Annotated in this window: 17 protein-coding genes, 1 tRNA gene and 1 pseudogene; 7 read left to right on the top strand and 12 right to left on the bottom strand. The window is 59.3% G+C overall.

Annotated features, from left to right (window positions below; translation table 11 throughout):
- Positions 1-65: 65 nt before the first annotated feature.
- Together ABR989_RS07400 and ABR989_RS07395 are read right to left on the bottom strand one after the other, a co-directional pair.
- On the bottom strand, positions 66-392 hold the full coding sequence (locus ABR989_RS07400; RefSeq protein WP_428127088.1) for a hypothetical protein: 327 nt from the start codon (positions 390-392) through the stop codon (positions 66-68).
- A gap of 149 nt (positions 393-541) precedes the next feature.
- Positions 542-1186 carry an NYN domain-containing protein gene (locus tag ABR989_RS07395; RefSeq protein ID WP_428127086.1) on the bottom strand — a complete coding sequence of 215 codons (645 nt, stop codon included), beginning with the start codon at positions 1184-1186 and terminating at the stop codon, positions 542-544.
- Between the two features lie 153 nt (positions 1187-1339).
- Between ABR989_RS07395 and ABR989_RS07390 the strand changes: the two genes are divergently transcribed.
- Positions 1340-1427, top strand: a tRNA-Leu gene (locus ABR989_RS07390).
- 136 nt (positions 1428-1563) lie between these two features.
- Positions 1564-2253, top strand: a complete 690-nt coding sequence (locus tag ABR989_RS07385; protein WP_428127085.1) for a hypothetical protein — start codon at positions 1564-1566, stop codon at positions 2251-2253.
- Positions 2254-2822: 569 nt separating this feature from the next.
- On the opposite strand, the gene ABR989_RS07380 is transcribed toward ABR989_RS07385, so the two are convergent.
- From ABR989_RS07380 to ABR989_RS07370, 3 genes are all read right to left on the bottom strand, one after another.
- Positions 2823-3320: a hypothetical protein gene (locus ABR989_RS07380; RefSeq protein WP_428127082.1), complete on the bottom strand. Its 498-nt coding sequence runs from the start codon at positions 3318-3320 to the stop codon at positions 2823-2825.
- Positions 3321-3810: 490 nt separating this feature from the next.
- Positions 3811-4632: a phosphonoacetaldehyde hydrolase gene (gene phnX, locus ABR989_RS07375; protein ID WP_428127080.1), complete on the bottom strand. Its 822-nt coding sequence runs from the start codon at positions 4630-4632 to the stop codon at positions 3811-3813.
- Between the two features lie 52 nt (positions 4633-4684).
- On the bottom strand, positions 4685-5494 hold the full coding sequence (locus ABR989_RS07370) for a class I SAM-dependent DNA methyltransferase (protein WP_428127077.1): 810 nt from the start codon (positions 5492-5494) through the stop codon (positions 4685-4687).
- Positions 5495-5611: 117 nt separating this feature from the next.
- Between ABR989_RS07370 and cysK the strand changes: the two genes are divergently transcribed.
- A complete protein-coding gene (gene cysK / locus ABR989_RS07365) occupies positions 5612-6547 on the top strand; it encodes a cysteine synthase A (RefSeq protein ID WP_428127075.1) in 936 nt (311 codons plus the stop codon).
- A gap of 27 nt (positions 6548-6574) precedes the next feature.
- Entirely contained in the window at positions 6575-7426 is an 852-nt protein-coding gene (larE, locus tag ABR989_RS07360; RefSeq protein WP_428127074.1) for an ATP-dependent sacrificial sulfur transferase LarE, read from the top strand.
- A gap of 5 nt (positions 7427-7431) precedes the next feature.
- Here larE and ispD read toward each other — a convergent pair whose 3' ends face one another.
- The 4 genes and pseudogenes from ispD to ABR989_RS07340 all read right to left on the bottom strand — a co-directional run.
- Positions 7432-8121, bottom strand: coding sequence for a 2-C-methyl-D-erythritol 4-phosphate cytidylyltransferase (gene ispD, locus ABR989_RS07355; RefSeq protein ID WP_428127072.1), 690 nt, complete (start codon positions 8119-8121; stop codon positions 7432-7434).
- A 236-nt stretch (positions 8122-8357) separates the two neighbouring features.
- Entirely contained in the window at positions 8358-8852 is a 495-nt protein-coding gene (locus ABR989_RS07350; RefSeq protein WP_324094479.1) for a CarD family transcriptional regulator, read from the bottom strand.
- 196 nt (positions 8853-9048) lie between these two features.
- Positions 9049-9525, bottom strand: a complete 477-nt coding sequence (gene rimI, locus ABR989_RS07345) for a ribosomal protein S18-alanine N-acetyltransferase (RefSeq protein WP_428127070.1) — start codon at positions 9523-9525, stop codon at positions 9049-9051.
- 1356 nt (positions 9526-10881) lie between these two features.
- Positions 10882-11175: pseudogene (locus ABR989_RS07340) on the bottom strand (4Fe-4S dicluster domain-containing protein); the annotation flags it as partial.
- Positions 11176-11482: 307 nt separating this feature from the next.
- Here ABR989_RS07340 and ABR989_RS07335 point away from each other — a divergent pair.
- Complete coding sequence (locus tag ABR989_RS07335; protein ID WP_428127068.1) at positions 11483-11764, top strand: hypothetical protein; 282 nt, start codon at positions 11483-11485, stop codon at positions 11762-11764.
- Positions 11765-11882: 118 nt separating this feature from the next.
- Here ABR989_RS07335 and ABR989_RS07330 read toward each other — a convergent pair whose 3' ends face one another.
- Positions 11883-12386, bottom strand: coding sequence for a hypothetical protein (locus ABR989_RS07330; RefSeq protein WP_428127065.1), 504 nt, complete (start codon positions 12384-12386; stop codon positions 11883-11885).
- A gap of 163 nt (positions 12387-12549) precedes the next feature.
- Here ABR989_RS07330 and groL point away from each other — a divergent pair, with 163 nt between their 5' ends.
- Positions 12550-14232, top strand: coding sequence for a chaperonin GroEL (gene groL, locus ABR989_RS07325; RefSeq protein ID WP_428127064.1), 1683 nt, complete (start codon positions 12550-12552; stop codon positions 14230-14232).
- A gap of 466 nt (positions 14233-14698) precedes the next feature.
- Here the strand turns inward: groL and ABR989_RS07320 are convergent, their stop codons facing one another.
- Both ABR989_RS07320 and ABR989_RS07315 read right to left on the bottom strand, forming a co-directional pair.
- A complete protein-coding gene (locus ABR989_RS07320; protein WP_428127061.1) occupies positions 14699-14980 on the bottom strand; it encodes a hypothetical protein in 282 nt (93 codons plus the stop codon).
- A 297-nt stretch (positions 14981-15277) separates the two neighbouring features.
- Positions 15278-16300 (bottom strand): alcohol dehydrogenase catalytic domain-containing protein, encoded by a 1023-nt coding sequence (locus ABR989_RS07315; RefSeq protein WP_428127059.1) that lies wholly within the window; start codon positions 16298-16300, stop codon positions 15278-15280.
- Between the two features lie 108 nt (positions 16301-16408).
- Here ABR989_RS07315 and ABR989_RS07310 point away from each other — a divergent pair, with 108 nt between their 5' ends.
- Positions 16409-16846: an NUDIX domain-containing protein gene (locus tag ABR989_RS07310; RefSeq protein ID WP_428127057.1), complete on the top strand. Its 438-nt coding sequence runs from the start codon at positions 16409-16411 to the stop codon at positions 16844-16846.
- Positions 16847-16882: the final 36 nt, after the last annotated feature.

Here is a 16882-nt window from a genome sequence, read left to right as displayed (position 1 = left end):
GCTTGCCTACGCCAGTTGGTTCACGAATTGGCTTTTAACTGGCCACAAAGCCGAGGCTGAAGGATTTACTCAAGATTGCAGGGCGGATCATATTTCGCAATAAGGTCTTGCTCTTTCGCTTTTCTTAATCTTTCGTTGGCTTCTGCATGAATGCAGATATGCGTCGCGCGCTCGCGCCTTACGCAAGGCCATTTCTCATGTTTTGGGATGCGAATCCCAAGCTGGTCGGTTTCGCCAATATATACGGGGGTATGTGTGCCCACGTTGGTTTGGTGAGAAAAAATATAGATGGCGCCGAAATCATCTTTGAACTTTGTGTCTAGAGCGTAAATTTCAAAGACGTATTTGTTGCCGCTGCTCCCGACGAATGTCACTTGACCAAGAGATGCCATATTGATTCCCCGATTTTAGAAGTATCGTGATTTCTATCGCTGTGGCAGGCTCGCGGCAAGGAATCGGGCGCATGACAGGCCGCGCGCTTAGCAATGCCATCTTGGCATTGATAGCGAGCCGATGTGACAGGTCGGCGGGACAGGATTAGTCAATGACAGTCGTCGAACCAATCGGACTTTAGGTGAATGAAGGAATTTGCGACTTTGGCAAGCTCGGCTCCGTGGCCAGATGGTGGACAAGCTGCATAGACTTTCTTCGCAAGCCTCTGCCGCACGAACTCCACAGCGTCCGTATAGTCTCCGTCTGCGGACAAGATGTACGCTGCGTCATATTCGTTCCGCATCGCCATTACCACCAGATCAACGGCAAGGTGAACATCGACCGCTTTTTCGACCCAGACCACCGTCTTTTCGTGTCTTTTCCCCAAATCAATCAGGTCTTTGAATACCTGCGGATCGATTTTTGTTTTAAGTGCATGCATGTAACCGAGCAATTCCTTGGCCGCTTCGCTTTCGGTTTCGCGAGGCTCGATTCGTCCAAAGTGAACGGTTATTCGTGAATCGGTTTTCTTTAGAGCGTCGGTGAATTTCCGCTGATCCGCATAGACTTTAGCTCCCTGCCGCTGATCAACTTGGCCGATGTAGTATCGGGTACCGGCCCAATCCCGTGAAGGCCCGATTAACTTCTGTGAGATTTTGGCATAGTCGAGGTGAAAGAGATCGGTTATCCCCGAACTCTTGAGGTAGTGGTACCAGTTGTTGCCGTCTATGAAGAGAACAGCTCGATCCGACATCCCCGCTATCCCCAAAAAAAACCCCGGCGTGTGGCTTTCGCCAGACCCCGGGGGCGTAAAAAGATTGCCTCCCGTAGAAGACAATCCAAACTCATTACCCCACCACAGCGCCTCGCTTGTTGCGCTTCGCTTGGGGGGCGTAAAATAATTCCGGGGAAGTTGGCCGAATGGGTATATGCCACTGGTCTCAAAAACCAGCGAGTCCCATGGGGCTCCGGGGGTTCGAATCCCCCTCTTCCCGTCTTTGATCACAATTAGCGCGATTTTAGGGGGGCTGTAAGATATACCGAAATATGATATAAATCAACGACTAGAGAACGGACTTGTGCATACCGCATGCATGCAAACAAGGTAGGTAGGACGCCAAGAGGCCAGAAATGAGCCAAATCAAAACCCTGTTGCAAAAACACAAGGAGGAGCGGGCTCAATTAGAACGCGATTTTCACGCTAAACGGGAAAAACTCGACTTTCTGATTGAAACTCTAGAGGGTGCCCTTTCTGAAGCCACTCCGAAACGACGGGGTCGCCGAAAAACTGGTCAATCTGCTGCTGATTTAGCAGAAAAAGTCCTTGATTCTCGGCCCGAAGGAATGTTCATACCCTCGCTCTTGGCCGAACTCAAAAAGCTTGGATACGAAACGCAATCAGAGAACGCAACCAATACACTCAATGCCGCTCTACATAGAGAGAAAGACCGTTTTGTCCGCATAGAAGACCGTTGGATTCTAAAGAAAAATCAAGCAATTGGAGAGACGCAAGAGCCTGAACAAATTTCCAAATCAGCCTCTATTGATGCGGCTGAACTTCCGGCTTTCCTTATCAGTATTCTTGCGGACGGCAAGGGACGGACAACAGAACAACTTGCCAGAGAAGCTGCCGCACGCGGTTGGCAATTTGGAAAGAAGAGTCCGAATCGCGTTGTTCATTTCGGCCTAATCAACGCAGCAAAACGAAAACTTGTCGAGCGACGCTTTGGGATTTGGTACAAGCTTCCCAGGCACCTTGCCGCAGTGGAGCGGGTGGCAGTTGATCGAATGGAGCCTGCGCTGTTAAGCAAGGCTCGATGATGTGCCCTTCCTCCGATCACCCGCTGTGCTTTGATTTGAAGACGGACCCGCGCGAGTTGCCTGCTACGGGCACTCTACTTTCCCTTCAGACGCGGATCGTCACTAGCGATGCACTGTGCATCAGATGATGCCAACAGCTCCGGAGTGAAGCCGTCGCACCTGTTGTTTGGGTTTTTCTTGTCCCGCGTTCGCAATGTGGTCCATCTCTTGTAAGTGGACAGTTCGTTCTTGCACTGCTCGGCGGTATCGAACACTCCTTGAATTGTCCATTTCGAAAGCGGTGTATTGCTATCAGGACAGCCCTCCAATCCCTGGATTCGTTGCCAGAATGAAGGAGTTGGGTACGGTGGTATCATCAGATACCAGCCCACGAGCGCGAGCGCAGCGTCGTGACGGGGTTTCATGACTCTTTGTCTTTCTGCCTCGCTTCCCATTCATCCACGATTCGCACCATATCTTCAAGCGACCAGAGCCGGTCGGTACTGTCTTAATTCGGCGCTGAGTGTCTGAATTTGAAATCGTCAGTGTCTTAATTTGCGGGATTAGCCGGGATGAAGTGGGATCGCGAACTAGTCTTTGCGGTCCCGTTCCGAGCACCCGACAGGGGCGCCTGCTGATTTGGGGTTGAGTATCATAAGTTGAAACTCGCGAATCTCCTCATTTCCCTTGAGTCTGGGGTCATCGCCCGCAACGCATTTTGCGTTGGCGATTAAAGCCTGCTCCATTGCCTGGATTCTCTTTCGATCGCGGCCTCTCTTTGCATTGCCTTCACTCTTGTCTTTACTCTTGAATTTATTGAGAAAAGCTTGGCAGTCCTGCATTGAATCGCTGTAGTGCCCGATCATCCATTTCGATAAAGGTGCTTTAAGATCGACCCGCAACTCACCGGTAAGATAGTGCAGTTGTCCGCAGTCTGATTCCGACGTTTTCGCGCCCATCGGCGGACTCACAGTTTCAACGAACTTCTTGTTTTGAACCAGCGGCATCATCAGATACCAGCCCACAAGTGCGAGCGCAATTGCGTGGCGGGGTTTCATGACCCTTTGTCTTTTTGCCTCGCTTCCCATTCATCCACGATTCGCACCATATCTTCAAGCGACCAGAGCCGGTCCGTGCTGGCTTAATTTGCCCTTGAGTGTCTGAATTTGGAACCGCGAGTGGCTGAATTTGCCGGGATCAACCGGGATCGGGTGGGATTGAACGAGATCACTTTTCCTTGAGGCGCGGATCGTCGGAAGCGATGCATAACAGGGCCGCCACTGCTGCTGCCATTAGTCTCGCCGTAATTCGCTCTTTGGGGATAACGGCGGGGTCTCCGAACGCGGACTTAAAGGCCTGTCGATCAGCCTCGCATTCTTCTTTAGTGGCGTATTCCTTATCCCCAAAATTCGTCCACGGTGTAGACGGACCAGTACTTGTGGGTCCGGGACCGGGAAATGGATTGTTTGGGTAGTACTGATCTCCATATTTTCCGCCTCGCGGTGGCTGCACCAGATACCAGCCGACAAGTGCGAGCGCGGCAGCGCGGCGGGTTTTCATGTTGACGTTGGTTGCCTGCTACGGGCACTCGCCTTTCCCGATGCGCGCTTCGATCGCGTCGAGCGCGGCCTCGCAATCGGCGACCGCGTCGACTACTTCGTGCGCGCCGGCGGCACAGAGCGCAATCCGCGCATTCTTGAGCCGAGTCGCCTGCTCTGCGGGCGCCAGCACGGCGAACTCTTCGGCAGACAGGCCGATCATGTTGCCGGTGCGGGCGACCCCAATCGTCCACACACCCGCGCGCAGTCCTTCCTCGATATCGACGGATGTGTCGCCGACTTTCACGATGGCCTCGAGCGGCTCGACCTGGAGCCGGATGGCGTTGGCGAAGATCATCCAGGGATGCGGGCGGCCGCCACCGACGTCATCCGGAGTGATCGCGCAGTCGGGATGGTACCCCTGCGCGGCGGCGGGCCGCAGGATCATGTCGAGCATCGCGCGCGTGTATCCGGTGGTGCTTCCGATCTTGATTCCGCGTTTGCGGATACGCGCGACGGTTCCCGCGACTCCATCGATCACAGCGGAATATTTTACCAGGCATTCGAGTTGAAGCGGCACGAAGCTCGCGAACAGACTCTCGACGTCCGCTTCGGTCGGCTCGTGGCCGACGGCGGCGCGCCACCTGGCCAAGACGTTTGGCCCGAACAGAATTTTTCTGATGTGGTCCTTTTTGAGGACGCCCATGTCGTGGCGCGCTTCTTCCTCCGAAATGGGAACGCCTCGCTTCGCAAACACCTGCTGCAGAACGCGGACCGGGGCGAGGCTGCCGTGATCGACGGTCGTTCCCGCCCAATCGAAAATGACGGCCTTCACCGGTCCCGAGTATGATTTCGTCATCATATGCTCATCTCGCGAATCATCTGCTCGGCCAAGCCGAACGACAGGATTGTATTCACGATTTGCGAGTGGGTTTGCGTGCCACGGCTCGTTTCGAAGTGATTCTTGGCGATGCGGACTCTGCTTTTGGCTGGAGTTCGTAAACGGAGATGTGAACCGGGCTCGCCGCTGTGAACGGGCTTCGGTCCCATCCGCCGTATCGCTCCCGCAGCCGCATTCCGGAAAGGCGCGCCATCAGGTCCAACTCGCTCGGATACGCGAAGCGCAATTGCACCGGATACATCTGCACTCCGCCCGCGGTGAACAGGATGTGCTGTGCGCGGACAGTCTGGTTCACGACATCGTTGATCGCCAAATCGAGCAGGACGTGATCGGTTCCGACATCAACCGCCGTGAAACGCTGGCGCTGCGCAAGAATCGAATGGTCGGGATTGAATGCGTCGACTACGAACGCGCCCGCCGGAAGAATGCGCTTGGCCACGCGCTGAAAGCATCGTAGTTGTTCGTCCTGATTTCGAAGCGCGAAAAGAGTGTTGAACACGATGTAGACAAGACCGAAGCCGCCGCCGGAAACCTTCACATCGGCGAAGTTGCCCATTACGACCGGGATGTCCGCGCCGCCCGGTTTGTCACGCATCTTCGCGACCATCGCCGGCGACGCATCGATTCCCATCACCCGCACGCCGCGCGCGGCCAGCGATATCGCTATTCTGCCGGTGCCGATTCCGAGTTCGAGAGCCCGGCGCTTGCCCGCGAGCGGCGCCAGAAAATCCGCGACCGTTTCGGGATTGTCGCGCCTCCCGTAAAAGCGGTCGTAGACTTCGGCGATTCGCTCTCCGTAAGTGGTTTCGTCGTACTCGGCCATGCCTGGACGAAATCAAAATAGCTCCGTGGCGTCAAACGGAAAGATCGCGCGCGGTGTCGATTCGGCCGCTTTTGGACATTCGCAACCAGCCGCATTTTCCGGCTAGAATCGCCGCCCATGCCTGTCAGCGTCGCGCAATCGCCGCTTGAACTTATCGGCAACACGCCCGTCGTGCGGCTCAATCGCATTCCCGGCAAGGACGACGCCGAAGTATGGGCGAAGCTCGAGTATTTCAATCCCGGCGGCAGCGTCAAGGACCGAATCTGCCCGGCGATGGTCGAGGCGGCTGAAAAATCCGGCCGGCTAAAGCCGGGCGATACGATCGTCGAGCCGACCTCGGGCAACACCGGGATCGGTCTGGCGCTGGTCGCGGCGGTGAAAGGCTACAAGCTGATCCTTACGATGCCCGACACGATGAGCGAGGAACGGCGCTCGTTGCTGGTCGCTTACGGCGCGGAGCTGGTGCTGACGCCGGGCACGCGCGGGATGCACGGCGCGATCGCGAAGGCCGAGGAACTGTGCCGCGAGAATCCCGGCTACTTCATGCCGCAGCAATTCAGCAACGCCGCCAATCCCGACATCCACTATCGATCCACCGGGCCCGAGTTGCTCGAACAGCTCCCGCGCGTCGACGCGTTCATCTCCAGCGTAGGGACGGGCGGAACGATCACCGGCGCGGACCACTATTTGCGTGAGCATCTCGACAAAAAAATCCTGATCGTCGCCGTCGAGCCGAAAAATTCGCCGGTGTTGTCGGGCGGCAAGCCGGGCTTTCACAAGATTCAGGGAATCGGCGCCGGCTTCGTGCCGGGCAATCTCGACACCAAAGTTTACGATGAGATAATCGCCGTCAGCGACGAAGATGCGGCCCTGTACGCGCGCCGTCTCGCGCGCGAAGAGGGCACGCTGGTCGGTATCTCGTCCGGCGCAAGCTGCTACGCGGCTATCCAGATAGCCAGGCGGCTTGGCAAGGGCAGCGTCGTGGTCGTGGTTTTCTGCGACACCGGCGAGCGATATCTAACGACCGATCTTTTCCAGGCCGCGGGAATCTAGCAGGCAGGCTGATTCGATGGACACAATTTGAAAACGCTGGACGCGAAGCTTGACCGGATGCGCGCGATATTTGCGCCGATGCGCAGCCTTATCGTGGCGTTTTCCGGAGGCGTCGATTCCACCTTGGTGCTGAAAGTTGCGCACGACGCGCTTGGCGACTCCGTGCTCGCGCTGACGACGACTTCGCCCACGATGCCCGACGAGGACCGCGACTCGGCGCTGGCGATGGCGCGCCTGATCGGCGCGCGCCACCTGATCGTCGAATCCAATGAACTCGAGATTCCGGGCTACGCGGCAAATCCGCTCAACCGATGCTACCTGTGCAAGCACAATCTGTTTACGGTCTGCGAGGCAAAGGCCGCGCAACTTGGTATTGAGGAGATAGCGGACGGGCTTAACCTGGACGACCTGCACGACTATCGCCCCGGGATGCAGGCGGCGAGCGAGAAACGCGTGCGCCATCCGATCGTCGAAGCCGAAATGACCAAGGCCGATGTTCGCGCGCTCTCGCGCTCGATGGGGTTGCCGGCCTGGGATCGTCCCGCGTCGCCGTGCCTGTCGTCGCGCTTTCCGTACGGCACCGAGATAACACCCGAGCGGCTCAAGAAAGTCGCGGCGGGTGAGAAGCTGCTTCATTCGATGGGCTTTGCAGTCGCACGCGTGCGCTACCATGGCGAGGTCGCGCGGTTGGAGCTCGAACAAAGCCAGATCGCGCGCATCTTCGAGCGGCGTATTCGCGAAACCATCGATCGCGAGTTCAAAAAAATCGGCTTTAGATTCGTCGCGATCGATCTGAAGGGCTTTCGCTCCGGCTCGCTCAATGAAGGCCTGATTGTGAATGCAGTAGAGCCGGCGAATCCGATGCGCCCGCCCGACTAGGTAGATCAGCCGTCCTTGTGAGCGGCTACGATTGCCTCGACGATCGCCAAATCGGATGGCGTCGTGATCTTGATGTTCGCGGTCGAGCCTTCGACCACTTCGACGCGAACTCCCGTCCGTTCGACCAAATCCGCGTCATCGGTCGCGACAACTCCCTCGCTGAATCCGCGTCGATGCGCCGCGACCAGCACCGCGCGGCGAAATGCCTGCGGAGTTTGCGCTTGCCATAGCCCGGCCCGCGCGACGGTCGCCGCGATCGCGCTGTCAGCGACGCGCTTCAAAGTGTCGGCCACCGGTATCGCCGCGATCGCACCGCCGGCTCGCGCCGCCGCCGCCAGGCACGCCTCGAAAATTGCCGGCGTCGCCAGCGGGCGCGCCGCGTCATGCACTATCACCAGTTCGCTCTCCGAACTGGTCAGTCCGAGCGCGATTCGAACCGAATCCTGGCGCTCGATGCCGCCCGGTGTAATCTTGACCGCCACGCCAAGCCCGGCAGCCGCGGCTTCGGCGCGCGCCGCGCTTTCGAATCCCTCGGGCACTGTTATCACAACTTCGCCAATCGAATTGACTTGTCCGACGGCGCCAAGCGAATACGAGAGCATCGTGCGGCCGCCGATCTTCACGAACGCCTTGGGCACGTCCGACCCAAGCCGCACGCCGGTTCCCGCCGCAACGATGATCGCCGAAGCTTTCAATTTACGGCCGTGCCCGAGGAAATTGCCGCGAGCAGGATTATTCGCTTTCGCTGTTTCACGGGTTCACTTTTTCACTGTTTCACTGTTTCACTGTTTCGCGGTTTCGCGGTTTCGCCATGCCAGCGAGATTCGCACACCGAATCTTCGCCTTCAACAAAATCGCAGGCCCCTTCGACAAAAGGAAAGGCCGGGAGAAAATCCCGGCCTTATTCGCACAATTGGATTGATGGCGGCGGCTAGTTCGCGAAGATCGTCTTCAGTTCTTCCATGATTTTCTCTTCAGGATGCGCCTTAGCGATCGACAATTCCTTGACGAGCAAGGATCGCGCCGTGTCGAGCATCTTGCGCTCGCCGAACGACAATTCCTTGTCGCTCTTGAGCACCAGCAGGTCGCGCAGCACCTTGGCGATTTCCAGCGGAGAACCAGTCTTGATCTTCTCCGTATATTCGCGATAGCGGCGATTCCATGTTTGCGTGTCAACCTCGACCTTGCGCTGGCGGAGGATACGGTAAATTTTTTCCACCATATCTTTTCCGATAACGCGCCGAAGTCCGACCGACTCGACGTTCTCGGTCGGGATCATGATGGTCATCTTCTCGGTGCCGAGGATTCGGAGCATGTAGAAACGTCGCTCCGTCCCGGAGATGACCCGCATCTGGATGTCTTCGATGACGGCCACCCCATGGGCGGGGTAGACCACTTTTTCACCCTTCTTGAACGGCAAATTCATCGCGCTAATGGCACTCGATGGCAGGCTCTGGATTTCGGACAGGGTTGACGACCACGGGGTTCATCACCGATCCGATCAGCCTGGAATGTGAGCACATTATGACACAAACTTACTTGATTTGTAAGCCCAGTCTGAAAAGAAAGTGAAGCTGGCCGGACTGGATAGAACAATGTTCGGAATTAACCGTCGAATCAAGTCAGTCGAACCGCAGTTCCATAATGATCGCATCTTCACCGGGACCGTAGTAATGCCGTCTCAAACGCCGTTCTTCGAACTCAAATTTGCGATAAAGCTGCCGCGCAGGCAGATTTGAACGGCGAACTTCCAGCGTAACCACGCCGACGCCAGCCGATTTTGCCTCGGCGATTGCTTCGGCTAGCAACACGGTGCCGATCCCGAGTCGGCGCGAATCCGGATGCACGGCGATATTGAGGATGTGGCATTCGTCGGCGATCAGCCATCGGCAGAGAAAGCCGGCAATCTTTCCGTTGTCGTTGTCGTCCCGCCCATGCTCGTGGCTCGCCGCCGGGACCGCGACCATGATGCGCGAGAACGGCAGAGTCAGTTCACGTTGAAAGGAGGCCGGGGTCCAAGGGGCAGGGAAGGCGAGCCGCTCGATCTCGAGGATACGGGGCAGGTCGCGATCTGTGGCGTCCCGAATGTGGATCGCCATCTCAACCAAACTCAAGTGCACTGTCTGCGCGCCCAATCCGCCGGTCCAGCTCGTACGCCGGTTTAAGCTCGCGAGAATTTTTCAGGCGGCGTGCTGAAACTGGGCCGCCTCCGCCTTGAGAACGACGACCTCGAGCACCTTGTCGCGCATCCGATGCTTGAACGCGCTCACCGGCTTGCCGAACTCGATTCGGGTCATGAAATCGGCCGGGAACGCCGACGAGACGTAGGACAATCGGCGGATCGTCTCGCCACGCACGCTCGCGTTGATCGAAAGCACGTTGTCGCCGAGCATGATGTTGTAATCGTAGTCGGGCATCTCGTCGGGCAGATCCCACAACCGCTTGAGCGATGACAGCGGCAGCTTGCGCGGCATCTCGAGCCGAACCAGGTATGCGTTGGCATACTCGGCGACGGTGTAAACGGTCCCGTAGCGGCGATCGCGCTCGGTCTTGTCTTCATGCATGGCGCCCTCGAACCCGTCGAACGCCACCTTGCGCTCTGTTCTCCTGCCCGCGCCCCCCGCACGTGCGAGGATGGAGCCGATCGGTGCGAGCGCGAGTCCGTACCAGCATCCACGATACGTCAGCTCGCTGGCGGGCTTGGCGTGAATCACTCCCTCGCGCAACCGCCACGCGGCCTCGGCCGACGCAATCAATATGCCGAGCATGATCCATCCGCCGGTACTTTGCGAAAACAGCCGGTCGCCGAGCACCACAACCGCAAATGCAGTCATGATTACGGGGTACAGAATCAGATTCAGAATCATGTTGAGCGCGGTCGAGCGGACTCTCGAAAATCCTCCGCTGCTGCCCACTGCCTCTTCGAGTTGCGCCTTTACGCCGACCGGCATCGCGCCGAGAATCGGCTCGGCAAGCCGAAACGCGATCCGCACCGGCGTCGGCGCTATGCGAACCGGCGAAGCGTTAACTGAAGCCAGGACGGCATCGAAATCAGCTTCGAGCTCGCTGGGGAAATGTTTCTCGCCAATTGGTCCTGGCAACGCACCGACGTCATTGGGCAAACGCATCATCGCGAGACCCGGTGCCGGCGCGGTTGCTGCTGGCGCCGCTGCCGGCGTTGGCGCTGGCTTGGGTGCGGACGCTGCTGGCGCCGCCGCAGGTTTCGCAGGCTCCGCGGCGGGCTTGGGTGCGGACGCTACTGGCGCGACTGCAGGTTTTGCAGCCTCCGCCGGCGCGGGCTTGGGTGCGGACGCCGCTGGCGCGACCGCAGGTTTTCCAGCCTCCGTCGCGGGCTTGGGCGCAGGCTCCGCCGCTGGCTTGGGCGCGGCCGCCGCTTCCGCGCCGGTGGCGACCGCCTGTTTGCGAAAACGCGACGGCGCGTCGTCGGGGAACCTCTCGTCGGGATGCAACTGCCTCGCGCGCGCGAGCAGCACGCCTTCACTCTCCACGTTGGCCGGGTCGGGGATGCAGCAATCTACCGGACACACCGTCGCGCACGCTTCATGGTCGTAAAAGCCGACGCATTCGGTGCACTTCGACGGCACGATGTAATAGATGTCCTGTCCGATCGCGGGACTCGTCGCGCCGTTGAGCTCCCACGACACTCCGCCCGCGTAAATCGCCGTGTTCGGACACTCCGGCTCGCACGCTCCGCAATTGATGCATTCGCTCGTGATCGTCGTCGCCATCTTGTAACCGGATCCCAGTTAAATGATGTTGGAAAACCCGACAGGGAAAGCCCGCAACAGCACTGGCTTGCCGAAGCTGACCATAACCGCTGAAAGTTTTGCCTGTCAATCATACACAATTCAGTTCATCTAATCGCGTAGCGAGCGCGATGTTCCGAAGAGAACCGGCCCGGGACTATATCGCCTTGCGTTCGTAAACGGGTTTTGCAAGTATTACCGGGATTACTCGTCCAGCCCTGACAATTGAATCTGTACGAACAGTGTACCGGGACTGGCTGTTGACTTGAACTACTGGAGGAGAGCTCGGATGAAGACAATCGTAAAGTTGCTCGGTGTCGTGGCCGTGACAGCGTTCATGACCGCGTGCGGTCCTGACATGAAGACGATCAACAGCGCCAGCGAAAAAGCTGAAGCGGATGCGACCAAGACGGAAGCATCGGCGAACGCGGCGGAAGCTTCGGCCAATCAGGCTGCGACTGCCGCTCAGCAGGCCGAGACTGCGGCCAGCGGCGCGGAGGATGCGGTCCGTCGTGCTAACGACGCAGTGTCGCGCCTGGAAGCGGCGTTCTCGACTTCGGTTACGAAGTAATCGACCAGACCCGGTTACAGAACCAGCCATGTGAAGCGGTGGCGGAAGGAGCAATCTCCTTCCGTCACCGCTTAGTCTTGTGCGTGATCGCAGTTGTCGTCGATCGGGGGCCGCGCGGTTACTCGTCCGACGAGTCTGTAGCGGCGGGATTCGCCGCGTGCCTGAGCGCCTTGCGAACCCGCTCGCGCAACGTGTCGTTGCGCTCGATTCGTCCCTCAAGCTCCCTGAACTGCGCAACCGTGAGACCTTGTTTCGAAGCGGCTTGCTCGATCGTCAGGTTGTGGTCTTTCTGCATCACCTCGTAAACGCTGATGTACTTGTCGACCTGGCTGGTCGGAACGTCCTTGTCATCATCGTCGGTCTCTTCCTGGGCCACTGGGGCCGCAGACTGCGCTGCGAGTTGAAGAATTTGCTGTTGACGTTGGGATTTAATCTGGCGAGAGCTGTCGGTTGACGCGACCGGCGCCGGCCACGCGAGCGAAGCCGGCATCATCCCGATTGCTCCACAGATTATCGCCATCACCGCGATCGCCGCGCCGGCGCGCTTGCCCGTGATCGGCTCATTGATTTGGTGCACCTTGATAGCCTCCGCCAGAAATCCAGCCAGCTTGCGACGGTACATCCTTGCACGCCGCGCGAACTTCATAAAGATACTTGGGGTGTGGCGACAGCCCCTTGCATTGCCTGATGCGATGCTTAAATTGCAAACGGTCCAGCGGCCACCGGTGTGGTGGTCTGCTCAGGCTGAATCGATGACGAGATAGCAAGAACGGAGATATATCTACATGCCAGCCAAAACGGTTGAGCTGCACGAGAGAGCGCGGGCCGGAATTGTCAAGGGCGCGACGCTGGTGATGGAAGCAGCGCGCGTAACGCTTGGCCCCAGGGGCCGCAACGTGATGATCCAGAGGAGTTTCGGCTCGCCGATCGTAACCAAGGACGGCGTGACCGTGGTCAAGGAAATCGAACTCGAGAACCGCTTCGAGAACATGGGCGCGAAGCTGATTCGCGAGGTCGCGCAGAAGACCTCCGACGTCGCCGGCGATGGCACCACGACCGCGACGGTGCTGGCGGGAGCGATCGTGCGCGAGGGGATCAAGCTGCTGGCGGCGGGATTCCCCGCGATGGAACTGCGGCGCGGAATCGACGCCGCGGTGGTCAAGGTGGTCGCAACTATCAAGGAGATGTCGCGGCCGGTGAAGGAGCGCGAGCGGCTGGAGCAGGTCGCGACGGTAGCGGCCAATGGCGACAAGTCGATTGGCAAAATTGTTGCCGACGCGATGGACAAGGTCGGCAAGGAAGGCGTGATCACCGTCGAAGAAGCGCGCGGCCTGGATACGGTGCTCGATCTCGTCGAAGGAATGCGCTTCGATCGCGGTTATCTGTCGCCGTACTTCGTCACCAACGTCGACAAGTTGACGGTCGAACTCGACGAGCCGCTGATTCTGTTCCACGAAAAGAAACTTTCGAACCTGCGCGAAATCCTGCCGCTGCTCGAGAGCGTCGTGCAGACCGGACGCCAACTCCTGATAATCGCGGAGGACGTCGACAGCGAGGCGCTGGCCGCGTTGGTCGTCAACAAACTGCGCGGAACGATCAAAGTCGCGGCCGTGAAGGCGCCGGGCTTCGGCGATCGACGCAAGGAAATGCTGCAGGACATGGCGATTCTGACCGGCGGCACTCTGATCGCCGAGGAACTCGGCGCCAAGATCGAGAAGGTCGAGATCGCCGCGCTCGGCAAGTGCAAGAAAGTTCTGATCGACAAGGACAATACGACAATAATTGGCGGCGCCGGCAAGAAGTCCGAAATCCAGGGACGAATCGAATTGATCCGCCGCCAGATCGAACAAACCACCTCGGACTACGACCGCGAGAAGCTGCAAGAGCGGCTGGCCAAGCTCACCGGCGGCGTCGCCGTGATCAAGGTTGGCGCGGCGACCGAAGTCGAACTGAAGGAAAAGAAGGCGCGCGTTGACGATGCCGTTCATGCGCTCCGCGCCGCGGTCGAGGAGGGAATCGTGCCCGGCGGTGGCGTCGCGCTCGTGCGCGCGATCGCGGCGGTGAAGTCGCTCAGACTCGATGACGACAAAAAGGCCGGCGCGGGAATCGTTGCGGCTGCGATGGCGGAACCGCTCAAGCAGATCGCGCGTAACGCCGGTCACGAACCGGAAATCGTTCTCAACGCAGTGCTCGAAGGCAAAGGTGATTTCGGTTTCAATGCCGCCACCGAAGTTTACGAAGATCTCGTCAAAGCGGGCGTGATCGATCCGGCCAAGGTGGTCCGTTCCGCGCTCGAGAACGCGGCCAGCGCCGCATCGATGATACTGACGACTGAGGCCGCCGTGGCTGAAGCGCCGAAGAAGCCGGCGCCGATGGCGGGGATGCCCGGCGGCGGTGGGATGGGCGGCGGCATGGGTGGCATGGGCGGCGGCATGGGCGGAATGGACGACTACGGCGACGACTTCTAGTCGCTCGGCGAGTATTGGCGATCGCCAGTGGAACGGTGCCGGTGGGAACCAAGAAAGCGCTTTGTCGGGAACCAGATGCCAAGTGCATCAAATAGTCGTTTTCGCGCTCTCATTATAGTCACATCGTAAACTCTCAAGAGTAGCTACGACAACTCCGACGAGCGCGAGAAGATTAGCAATGAGGCCGAATATCCCGCTGTGAGTGGACGTAAATGGAATCGACATCACTGGTTCACCCGTGACTTTTGATCGCATCTTCATAACGCGCCGTCGCGATACGCAAGATACATATAGCTAGTCCATCAATGGTATTTTTCTTCGAACATTTCGCACGATGAAGGCTTGCAAGGGACTGGGAGTTTGTGAGACAAAGATGAGTGTCTTAAATGCAGGGGCCGTGAATTACTTAGCAACGCTTCTGCGCATTCCTTAGGAGGAAGAAATGGAAGGGTTAATGAGAAAATCTTCAAAACTGGTTGGTCTTGCCGGGGCTGTGTTGGCCCTTTCGTTGCTCGCGGGATGTGCGTCGAACGAGCCGGATCCGGCACAGCGCGCCGTCAACGCGGCGAACCGCGCTGATCAGGCTGCGGCCCGCGCGGACTCGGCGGCCCAGAAATCCGCGGCGGCTGCTGCGCAGGCTCAGGCGGCTGCGAGCCGCGTAGAGCAGGCGGCCAGCGATGCGAAGGCGGCTGCGGATCGTGCAGAGGCGATCGCGTCGAAGACGATTTCGGAACATCATGAGGCGCACCGCGCTGCTCGTCGCCACAGGAAGGCGGCCGCAGCAGGCGCAGCGGCTGGCGAAGCAGCTGGTGCTGAGGCAGGCGCAGCGGCAGGTGCAGCGGCTGGTGGCGCAACGGCTCCGGCTCCGGCTCCCGCTACTCCGTAATTTCGCTCAGGCTTGATAATCACGAGGGCGGTTGCATCCGCAGCCGCCCTCGTTCGACTTTGCCTCTTCCCTCGCCGGACTGATTACTCAGTTACGGCTTCAGATTTGCTGATCAGCAGTGCCACGCGTACGCGGCTCGGCGGCGAGTTGCGTAGTAACTCAACTCGCAAATGTGACTATTACTTTCAGCGATTCGGGCTTTTGCGCGGTCGCAAACGCCTCGGTGATCTGCGCCAGCGGAAAGCGATGCGTCACCAGTTCGGCGGCGTTGATCACGCCGCGCTCGACCAGCGACAATGCCCGGCGCGTTTCGTCGGGTCCGCATGAATAGCTCGGAATGAGCCGGGTCTCGTTGAAGTAGAGATCGTGCGGTTTGACGAGCAGTTCATCGTCGGGCGGCGTCGCCGTGAATTGGACGACGGTCGCGCCCCTTCCGGCGGCGGCAATGCCCGCGGCGATTGCTTTCGAAGTGCCGGGTCCGACGATCACGACGTCGGCCATCGCGCCGTTGGTGACTTCGCGCACTTGCTCGATCATGTTGTCGCCCTCGACGACGATTCCACAATCAGCTCCGAGTTCGACCGCGCGGTTGGCGCGCGAATGGAACAGGTCCGCGCCGATTATCATCCCGGCGCCGAGATGCCGCGCCAACTTCACGTGCATCATGCCCATGATGCCGAGACCGATGACCAGAATTGTCTCGCCGGCCTTCAGGCCCGAGCGCTTTAGTGACTTGACGACGCAGGCGGCGGGCTCGATGAGCACGCCGTCGGCGTCGTCCATCGAGTCGGGGAGCCGTAGCGTGTCGCGTTGATTGGCCGCGCTCACGAGAAAAAACTCCGCCATCCCGCCCGGAACGATGTTGGTCGAGCGCCAGGTCGCGCACTGCACGTATTCGCCGCGCCTGCACGCCGCGCATTGAAAGCAGGGCGCATGATGGTGCACGAAAACGCGGTCGCCGGCCTTGAATCCGCGCACCGCCGCGCCGGTCTGCTCGACGACGCCGACCGGTTCGTGGCCGAGCACGAGCGGCGCCTTGCGCTTCATGTACCAGGGCATGATGTCGCCCGAGCAGATGCCGCACGCGCTCGCGCGGATCAGAATGTCGCCGTCGCCGACCTCGGGCCGGGCGCATTCCTCGACGCGGATGTCGCCGAAATCGTAGAGCCGTGCTACCCGCATAGATGATGGAACTTTGTGGTCCGCGCGCGCGCTTGTCAACGCCACGCGGCGCTGACGGGCAAAAATGAACCGTGCCGCGCGAACGACGCGCCGTGTTAGAATCGCATCATGGCACGGCCGAAATGCCCGCCGATAGCCGCCGACATAATCACGGAGATCGGCGACAAAGTCGTTTTGATCGAGCGCAGGAATTTTCCACTCGGATGGGCGATTCCCGGCGGATTCGTCGATTTTGGCGAGACCGTCGAGGATGCCGCGGTTCGCGAGGCACGCGAGGAGACCTCGCTCGAAGTCGCGATTCGCGCGATCCTCGGCGTTTATTCGCGGCCCGATCGGGATCCCCGCGGCCAGACGATCACGGTGGTGTATGTCGCGCGCGCATCGGGGACGCCGCGCGCCGCCGATGACGCGAAGAACGCCGCGCTGTGCGATCCGCGCAATCCGCCCACTCCGCTCGCGTTCGATCACGCGGAGATTCTCGCCGACTACGTGCGCTGGCTCGAGACCGGTGAATTTCCCGCTCCGTGGCGCAAGCGCCGGGGCTAGGGCGCAAGCCGCCGAGCTTCACCGCGCGGCGAATCC

The organism is Binatus soli (SeqCode) (assembly GCF_050015535.1).
Lineage (GTDB): Bacteria > Desulfobacterota > Binatia > Binatales > Binataceae > Binatus > Binatus soli.
The sequence above is the reverse complement of the archived record's forward strand: the minus strand, read 5'-3'. Positions and strand labels throughout refer to the sequence as shown.